An 8,330-nucleotide genomic window follows, 5' to 3' on the forward strand; every position below is an offset into this window, starting at 1 on the left:
AGCGTCACAGTTGAGCAGTTCATTGAAGTGCTCGACGACTACATCCGTTGGTACAACGAGAAGCGGATCAAGATCTCTCTTGGCTCCCTCAGTCCTATCGAATACCGGGTGAGCCTTGGACTTGCGGCATAAAACCAGTCCAAGTTTTTATCCGCACCCCCACTAACCCCCGGTGGGTTAGGTTTGCGTGGAAATCAACAACCCAACGACGCGACGTAAGCATTCGGGCAATGCCTTGTTGACCGCTGAGAGTAGAGAGACAGAAGACAGGCAGGCAAGCACGTAAGGCCAGGACGTCAAGAGGATGAGAGATGCAAGCGAGGCGAAGGGGCAAATTACCGGCTATCGATCGGCCGCTCAGTGTTCTCCGGCCGATGCGATCGAGGTTGTTCCACCCGGCTGGCCTTGCGCGTGGCCAGCCGTGTCAGCACATCCTGAACGCAGGTGTAAGTACCATCCCTATTTAAGTGTGCAGGCTGGGGGTGTTCCTCATCGCGGGAGCGGGCAATGCCCTCCACCAGCAATTTGCCGCAATGACTCAGAAATGACCTTGGGTAAGAGCGGCTCCTAATCAGGCGCAGTCAACCTAGCCAGCTTCGCAGCTGGAAGGTATAGACAGACGGCGTCGCTGAGGACACAAATGCACGCACTACCGCTGCTTATCGCTTTGGTTACGGCCCCAGAGGTGCTCCCGCTCCCGCCGACGGTCCCGACTCACAGTTGGCTCAATCGTAAGCGTCCGGGCACCCCACCCTGATCTACCGCTGGAAGTCGCAGAGGTGGAGTGACCCCTACGTTTTGGAGCCGCAGCAAGCTTCGTCGCCACCGGCCTGGATTGGAGGGCACGGCACCGAACCGAACGAGCAGAACACACAACAATGGCCCGGTTTTGGGCGCAAGACCGTGTGGCAACTTTCGCACTCGTAGAACCATTGGCACGCGTCCGTCGGCATTGTTTCGTTCTTGGCATGCCCACACTCAGGGCACGTCAGAACAGAGTCCAAGATCAAATCCATTACGGCTTTGCCGGGGCAACAGATGACGGGAATCCAGCTTCCGTGGTGGCCTTGGTCAGCACGTCCACCTTGACCTTGGTGTCATCAAAGACCACCGTGGTCTCTCGTTTGGCCAGGTTGGATTTGACGCCAATGACTCCGTCGATCTGGGTCAGTGCCTTCTTCACCGTGATGGGGCAAGTGGCACAACTCATGCCGGGCACCGACAGAGTGACGCTTTGTTGGGCAGCCCAGCCGGGCGTCAGCAGCAAGAGTGCTGCAGTGGTCATGATCAACCGCTTCATGTCGGAGCCTTTCATCAGTAGAACCAGTGGGCGAACAGGGGGAACACCAGCGCGGCCACCAGCAACAGGGTCACCAGGGCAAACAGCACCTTGTAGGAGAGGCTGACCATCGGCCGCTGACATACCTGTCCCGCTTCACAGGCCACAACCGGGCGCCATATCCGGCGCGCCGCAAAGATCAAGGCGATAGTGGCTGCACCAATGAACAGTGGTTGGTACGGCTCCAGCAGCGTCAACGTGCTGATCCATGCTCCAGAGATGCCCAGCATGATCAGCACCAGAGGGCCAAGGCAGCAGGCGGACGCAAGGAGCGCGGACAGGCCACCCGCGATCAAGGCCTTTCCACCGCCAGTGGCACGGGCAGAAATGTCTGTAGATTTTGTTGACATGGCTTAAGCTTAGTCCCGTACATTGGTACGGAGTCAAGCACCATGAGCCTTCCTCTTCCGCATGCCCACCCCGGCTTGACCATTGGTGATCTGGCCAAGGCGGCCGGTGTCAATGTAGAGACCATACGGTTCTACCAACGCAAGGAGCTGATGCCCGAGCCAGAACGGCCCCAGGGCAGCATTCGGCGATATGACCAGAATGACCTATCGCGATTGCATTTCATCAAGACTGCGAAGCGGCTGGGGTTCAGCCTGGATGAGACCGCGCAGTTGCTGCAACTCGACGATGGTGCGAGCTGCGCTCAAGCCCGTACACACGCAGAGTCCAAGCTCGCCGAAGTTCAACTCAAGCTTGCAGACCTGCACCGAATGGAAGCCGTACTCTCTGAACTGATCGATCTCTGCAGTTCTGGGAGAGGCAAAGTCCGTTGCCCGCTGATTGCGGCAATGGAGAGGCAGTCGCCTCCGCTACAGATTTGAAGCAGTGGTGGACTGCCAGCGATGTGGCAAAAGATCATGGATGCGGCTGGCGCGCTGCATGGGCAGACGTGCCATCACATCGCGCAGGTAGGCGTAGGGGTCATGCCCGTTCATGCGCGCTGACTGGATCAAGCTCATGACGGCGGCGGCGCGTTGGCCCGCGCGCAGGCTGCCAGCGAAGAGCCAGTTGTTGCGACCAATGGCAATGGGCCGGATCTGGTTCTCGATCCAGTTGTTGTCCAAAGGCAGTTGCCCATCGTCGACGAACCGGGTCAACGCCACCCAGCGCCGCAGGCTGTAGTCCAGCGCCTTGGCGCTCGCTGAACCTTCGGGCACCTTCTGGCGTTGCAGCAGCATCCACTGGTGCAAGGCATCGAGCAGCGGCTTCGTTTGTTGTTGCCGGATGGCCCGGCGCTGATCGGCGCTGAGCTCCTTGACCTCGCGCTCGATTTCGTAGACCCGACCGAACTGCTGCAGCGCGAACTCGGCGATCTGGCTCTGGTTAGCTGCATGCAGATCGAAGAACTTGCGCCGCGCGTGCGCCAGGCAACCGACCTCGGTCACGCCGCTGGCGATCAAGGCTTTGTAGCCGCTGAAGTCGTCACAGGTGAGGCTGCCTCTCCAGTCGCCCAGGAAGCGCCGGGCATGTTCGCCCGAGCGTGATTCGCAGAAGTCGTAGACGATCACCTTGGTGTTCTCGAAGGCACCCGTGGCATAGGCCCAGAGGTAGGCCCGGTGCGTCTTTCCGTTGCCCGGCTTGAGCATGGACACCGGCGTCTCATCGGCATGCAGCACGCGGTGCTGCAGCAGCTCGTTTCTCATGGCATCCACAAGTGGCTGCAACTGCACGCCACACGCGCCCACCCACTGAGCGAGCGTGGAACGCGGGATCGCGAGACCAGCTCGACCAAAGATCGCTTCCTGGCGGTACAGCGGAAGGTGATCGGCGTACTTGGCCACCAGCACCTGCGCCAGCAGCCCGGTGGTGGGGATGCCCTTGTCGATGATGTGCGGATCGACGGGGACTTGGGTGAGCGTCTCGCACTTCGCACAAGCCCACTTGCCCCGGATGTGGCGCTCGACGCTGAAGACGCCAGGCACATAGTCCAGCTTCTCGGCCACGTCCTCGCCCACGCGCTTCATCTGGCAACCGCAGGCACAGGTGGTCGAGTCGGGCTCGTGGCGGATCTCGCGCCGCGGCAGGTTGGCTGGCAGCGGCGCGCGCTTGGGAACCTTCTTCTCTTCAACCTTGGCGGGCGCCTGCGCTTCTTGCAGCGCATCGATCTCGGTGGCCACGGCTGCCAGGTCGGCCTCGATCTCGTCTTCGAGCAGGCTCTTCTGTTCGGGGTTGAAGCGTTCGGATTGAGCTGCGAACTTCATGCGCTTCAAGAGCGCGTTCTCGTGCGTGAGTTTGTCCAGCAACGCGCTCTGGTGGCGCAGCTGCGTCATGAGGCGCGTGGTCAGCTCACGCAGCTCTTCTGCGCTCAGGCTCTGCAGGGATTGAGGCTCGACCACCATGGGCATCCACTGTGCCAGCACTGGCACACGCGCACCATTGGCGCATGCCCCAATTGGCAAGCACCGGTCTGCGCTTCAGAGTCAGACCACGGTGATGACACCACCGTTGCCAAGGCGCTGCCAGGGCAGGCCCAGCACCAGCGCATCGAACTGGGCTCGGGTGAGCGAGGCGGTGCTTGCCGCATCACGCGGCCAGACGAACTTGCCGCTGTTGAGGCGACGCGCTGCCAGCCACACACCGATGCCGTCGTGCACCAGCACCTTCATGCGGTTGGCGCGTCGATTGGCGAACAGGTAGGCGTGGTGCGGGCGCGCTGCGCCGAAGACCGACACCACGCGAGCCAGCGCCGTCTCGGTGCCCGATCTCATGTCCAGCGGCTCAGTGGCCAGCCACAGCGCATCAACCCGGATCACTTGAGCAGCTCTCGCATCCACACGGCGCACTGGTCGGCCGCATCCAATGGCCAGGTCACCGAGACGGTGGTGGCGCCACGGCGCAGCTCGATGCGGATGTCTGGTGCAAGTGCAGGCCCTGGTGAACATGCCGCTGGCGGCAGCGGCACTGGAACGAATGCGGGGGCCTGGAGTGCAGGCAGCGCGCCACCCGCTTCGCGGCGCCACTTGTGAACGACGTTGGCGTTGATGCCGTACGACAAGGCAATGCTGGCCACCGATGCACCCGGCTCGGCGCACTGAGCAATGATCTGCTGCTTGAGCTCGGCGCTGTGCCGCCGGCGGGTCTTCTTCTTGGCTTCATTCATGGTGTCCACCTAAATCTTTGGTGGACACCATCGTTGCCGCTTAGACCAATCCCTTCAAGGGTGGGATGACCGTGCGCTTACGCTCAATCGTCCCACGCGCATCCATCGTGTGGACGATGCCCGTTTCAGCTGAGGGCCATCAACTTTCTTTATAAATGAGCCCTCTCAATTGATTTGCGCCGTGGGATTGAGCACCGAATAATTCGTGTCAAAGTGCTTGTTCTGCAAGAGAAATCAGGGGCGGGGCAGGCGCGAGTCAGGTGTGAAGAAACACTCTTAGACCGCGAAAGGATCGCTTATCGCCTAGCCACAGACTTCCACCTCTTCGGCAGCCTTGTATTCCGCCAGCTTTGCGCCGGCCGGGAGGGAGGTGTCGTTTGTCTTCGCTCGCTCGAATGCGTAATGCGAACTGTTGCGACGCGCAAGAGTTGAGCCCAAAAAAATCTAATGGAGTCACCTATGAAGAAACTCGCAATCACCTCGGCACTACTAGCCATGTCCGGACTCGCGGCGGCTCAGTCGTCTGTAACGCTATTCGGCATTGTGGACGCTGCATTGCAGGCCGGGTCAGGCAGTATCGCAGATCGCACGCAACTTGGCTCAGGGGCCAACGCATCTTCCCGCCTCGGTTTTCGGGGTCAGGAAGACTTGGGCGGCGGCATGTCCGCATCGTTTTGGTTAGAAGCCGCGGTGAATGTCGACAACGGCTCCGGCGGCGCAACAAACACCAACAACCAAGCAAGCGGGGTGCCAGCAAGTCTAGGAGGAGCGCAGGGACTGACTTTCGCCCGACGCTCTACGGTAAGCCTGACTAGCAGTTGGGGTGAACTCCGACTTGGCCGAGACTACTCTGCCCACTACTACCGTTTCGTCTATGACCCTTACGGCAACAACGGGGTTGGTGCATCACAGGCCTTTTTGGGCGCCCCAACCGGCCTAATCAACCGCGTTTCCAACCAAATCTCGTACCACCTACCGGCAAATATGGGCGGTTTCTACGGACTCGCCGAATATCACTTGGGGGAAAACGCTAGTAACTCAAGCGCTGGCAAGAACGAAGGAACCGGCGGGGGTGTGCGCTTCGGGTGGACTGGGGGCCCGATCGACGTTTCTATGACTCATGCCGCAACGAAATATGCGGCAACGGCTGCCGCTGGAGACATCGTGTCCACCAGCATTGGCGCGCGATACAACGTAGGCGCTTTCGCTCTAATGGGAGCCTACTTCCGCGACGAGGTTGACACGACCCGAGGTGTAACCGGGAAGGGAGGACATTTGGCGGGAGTCTGGCGTTTGGGCGTCGGTGAGTTTAAGGCGATGTATTCACAGTATGGCACCACAGCGCCTGGCGATCCAGAAACCAAGAAAGTGTCCGTCGGCTACGTGCACTCACTGTCGAAGCGTACCGCCATCTACAGCACCTACGCGCGGGTCCGCAACAGCGGAGGTGCTGCGGTAGCGCTCAACGGATCAACTACGGGTCCAAACCAATCGTCCTCGGGAGTCGATTTCGGTATTCGCCACACATTCTGAAATAGGCATGTTTCCAAGGTTTGCACCGGGCTGGACCCGGTGCTTTTTTTTGGAAAACCGATTAGCCCCCGACCTGCACCACAGAGTTTCCTTTCAGGGAGCGCCGAATACATCAGCTCGATGCGTTAGCTATACGTCCGCCTCCAAGGACGGGCAGGGCGGATCGACGCGCCAAAGATTAGTCGAAGTGGTTTTTCCTCTGTCAGAAATGTTTATCTTAACTACCATCGAAGAGCAAGCTAATGAAACATTGGACATTACTGTGCCGTATCTCGACATGGGCAGTACTCGCTGTGGCGCAAACTGCGGTAGCAGCGCAGCTCGTTGTGGGGCAAGTTGCCCCTCTAACAGGCACAGACGCCAATCAGGGCAGAGGATATTCTGCAGGTCTACGCCTCTATTTCGACCAAGTCAACAGGGCAGGTGGCGTCGGCGGCCATACTTTCGCGCTCCTGCGTAAGGACGATGGTGGCCGACCGGAAACCGCTGTGGCGGCCACCAAGCAGTTGCTTGCGGAGTCAAAACCGATAGTTCTCTCAGGCTATGTCAACGGCCGCAGCGTCGCAGCTATAGTTTCGTCTGAGCTGCTACAAAAGGAAAACATCGCCCTCGTTGGCTATCGCACGGGCGAAATTACAAGCGAGTTTGCCTACCTCTATAGCGTTCGTGCGGGTTTGAAGGCAGAAATCAACAAGATTGCAGATCACCTTGCCACGGTCGGTATCAACCGAATCGGCTTTTTTTTTGAGGAGGGCGCTCAGTCCGACGAACTACGATCGAGCATCGACGAAATAGCGAACCGAACGCGAGCGCAGGTTCTCGTCAAGGCATCTCATCCACTGAACTCCACAAGCTTTGAAAAAACGGTACGTGCGATGATCGCTGCCCAGCCTCAGGCGATCATTATGATTGCCAGCGGATCTGTCACTGCGGCTTTCGTCGAAGAATATCGGGCGGCTCGCGGCGCAGCTCAACTATTCTCTCATTCTGGCGCAGATGTTGAGCAGCTCAGCAAACGGCTCTCTGACGAACAAATGCAAGGAATAGTCATTGCCCAGGTGACCCCAAATCCGTATCGCGTAACAAGCCAACTAACAAAGGACTTTGCAGATTCGCTCGCGAAGGCCGGTAAGACCGAAGTGCCAGTAAGTTATTCCATGATGGAAGGATACATTGCAGGTAGAGTCATTGTCGAGGCAGCTAGGCGTATGGGTGCACGAGTTAGCCGCGATGCCTTCCTTCAAGCCCTCAATTCAATAACCATGCTGGATTTGGGTGGCTATGTAGTCAGCTTCCGCCCGGGCTCTCAATCGGTTCCAACATTCGTCGAACTATCAATCGTCACTACCGGTAAAATACGCCAGTAAAGGGACGAAATGAGCAATGGTGCACTTTCTCTGATCGTATTACTCTATTGACGGGCCTCGCAGCCTTCCCAAATTCCAGGATACTTTTCCGCCACGCGTTGTCACCCTCAGCGCTTGACCGACAAAGGGCTCAATAGCTGATACCCAGGGGGCGAGGACGAAGCCTTGCGCGGATTCCAGCACCGCGAAACGACCGCTCACCAACAATAGGCTGCGGCGGTAGAAACCCGACGTTGGGTTGCCGTCAACTAACGGCAAATAAGGCAAGGATGTTTCTCTGGCGACGCCGCGCGCTGCTGCAGCGAGTTCCCGCTGGCGTAACGTGCGGAGCAGATTACGCGCGAAAATGACGCGCTGCCCTCGCCGCTCCGCCAGCCCCTCCTCGGACAGAAAATCCACGCGCTGCGACATTGCCTCCCACACCTGTGCACCAAACCCTTGAGCAGTTGGCTGGGGCGAGCCATTAACCACCAATACCCGGTCCAGCCAGGAGGATCCTACGGACCGGATCTGCTGCTCCAGTGACAGGTGCGAGCGCAGTTCGACGGCATACTTGGCATCCTTCTGAGCACCCTGTTGCTGGATCCTCTGCAATAAGTCCGGTGGCACGGCCCAGACGCCATCGGCCACGCGTTCCACGATCCCCAGTCGGCATAGCGCCTCCAGCCGACGCACGTGGACTTCGACCGTTGCCTGTGGATCCCGATCTCCTGCCCGCAGAAGCTGCGCGCGATGTTGGGCCGTGGTGTACATCCCATCCCGCGTCAGCTCCATGAGCGTACGGTCCCCTGTACGATCCAGCACCTGCGGTTTGCTTTCCACAATACCGCCAACCGGCAGCTCCGCCAGGTCGGTGTTGGCCTGGAGCCGGAGGTAATGCGCCCGGCCGTCGATACCATCGACTACTAGTCCACTGAATCATTGAAATTGGTGATATCGACGCTGTGGGTTGTCGTACTTCCATTTGATCGGCTTGGGGTCT

The 8,330-nt window shown here is 59.1% G+C and carries 10 protein-coding genes and 1 pseudogene; 4 read left to right on the forward strand and 7 right to left on the reverse strand.

Annotated features, from left to right (window positions below; translation table 11 throughout):
* Positions 1-132, forward strand: a 132-nt coding sequence (locus tag AC1RDS_RS20725) for an IS3 family transposase (RefSeq protein ID WP_492227338.1), incomplete at its 5' end; no start/stop codon positions are given.
* A gap of 659 nt (positions 133-791) precedes the next feature.
* Here AC1RDS_RS20725 and AC1RDS_RS20730 read toward each other — a convergent pair.
* The 3 genes from AC1RDS_RS20730 to merT are packed head-to-tail and all read right to left on the reverse strand — an operon-like array spanning position 792 to position 1,689.
* On the reverse strand, positions 792-1,016 hold the full coding sequence (locus tag AC1RDS_RS20730) for a GDCCVxC domain-containing (seleno)protein (RefSeq protein ID WP_082585479.1): 225 nt from the start codon (positions 1,014-1,016) through the stop codon (positions 792-794).
* The gene (merP, locus tag AC1RDS_RS20735; RefSeq protein WP_056265797.1) at positions 1,016-1,300 is read right to left on the reverse strand and encodes a mercury resistance system periplasmic binding protein MerP; all 285 of its coding nucleotides are present in this window, start codon (positions 1,298-1,300) and stop codon (positions 1,016-1,018) included. The genes AC1RDS_RS20730 and merP overlap by 1 nt, the downstream gene beginning before the upstream one ends.
* Before the next feature lie 14 nt (positions 1,301-1,314).
* Complete coding sequence (gene merT, locus AC1RDS_RS20740) at positions 1,315-1,689, reverse strand: mercuric ion transporter MerT (RefSeq protein WP_056265800.1); 375 nt, start codon at positions 1,687-1,689, stop codon at positions 1,315-1,317.
* Between the two features lie 42 nt (positions 1,690-1,731).
* On the opposite strand from merT, the gene merR reads away from it, so the two are divergent.
* Positions 1,732-2,169, forward strand: a complete 438-nt coding sequence (merR, locus tag AC1RDS_RS20745) for a mercury resistance transcriptional regulator MerR (protein ID WP_056265803.1) — start codon at positions 1,732-1,734, stop codon at positions 2,167-2,169.
* On the opposite strand, the gene tnpC is transcribed toward merR, so the two are convergent.
* The 3 genes from tnpC to tnpA form a co-directional block, all read right to left on the reverse strand.
* Entirely contained in the window at positions 2,158-3,687 is a 1,530-nt protein-coding gene (gene tnpC, locus AC1RDS_RS20750; RefSeq protein ID WP_166311894.1) for an IS66 family transposase, read from the reverse strand. The genes merR and tnpC overlap by 12 nt on opposite strands.
* Before the next feature lie 81 nt (positions 3,688-3,768).
* Entirely contained in the window at positions 3,769-4,131 is a 363-nt protein-coding gene (tnpB, locus tag AC1RDS_RS20755; RefSeq protein WP_492227335.1) for an IS66 family insertion sequence element accessory protein TnpB, read from the reverse strand.
* Positions 4,098-4,448, reverse strand: coding sequence for an IS66-like element accessory protein TnpA (gene tnpA / locus AC1RDS_RS20760; protein WP_056265811.1), 351 nt, complete (start codon positions 4,446-4,448; stop codon positions 4,098-4,100). Before tnpA ends, tnpB begins: the two co-directional genes overlap by 34 nt.
* Positions 4,449-4,907: 459 nt before the next feature.
* Here tnpA and AC1RDS_RS20765 point away from each other — a divergent pair, with 459 nt between their 5' ends.
* Positions 4,908-5,981, forward strand: a complete 1,074-nt coding sequence (locus tag AC1RDS_RS20765) for a porin (RefSeq protein ID WP_492227336.1) — start codon at positions 4,908-4,910, stop codon at positions 5,979-5,981.
* A gap of 242 nt (positions 5,982-6,223) precedes the next feature.
* Complete coding sequence (locus tag AC1RDS_RS20770; protein WP_492227337.1) at positions 6,224-7,348, forward strand: ABC transporter substrate-binding protein; 1,125 nt, start codon at positions 6,224-6,226, stop codon at positions 7,346-7,348.
* Between the two features lie 39 nt (positions 7,349-7,387).
* On the opposite strand, the pseudogene AC1RDS_RS20775 reads toward AC1RDS_RS20770, so the two are convergent.
* Positions 7,388-8,245, reverse strand: a pseudogene (locus AC1RDS_RS20775) (DUF3363 domain-containing protein); the annotation flags it as partial.
* Positions 8,246-8,330: the final 85 nt, after the last annotated feature.

This window comes from Acidovorax sp. GW823-FHT02H02 (genome assembly GCF_058797075.1).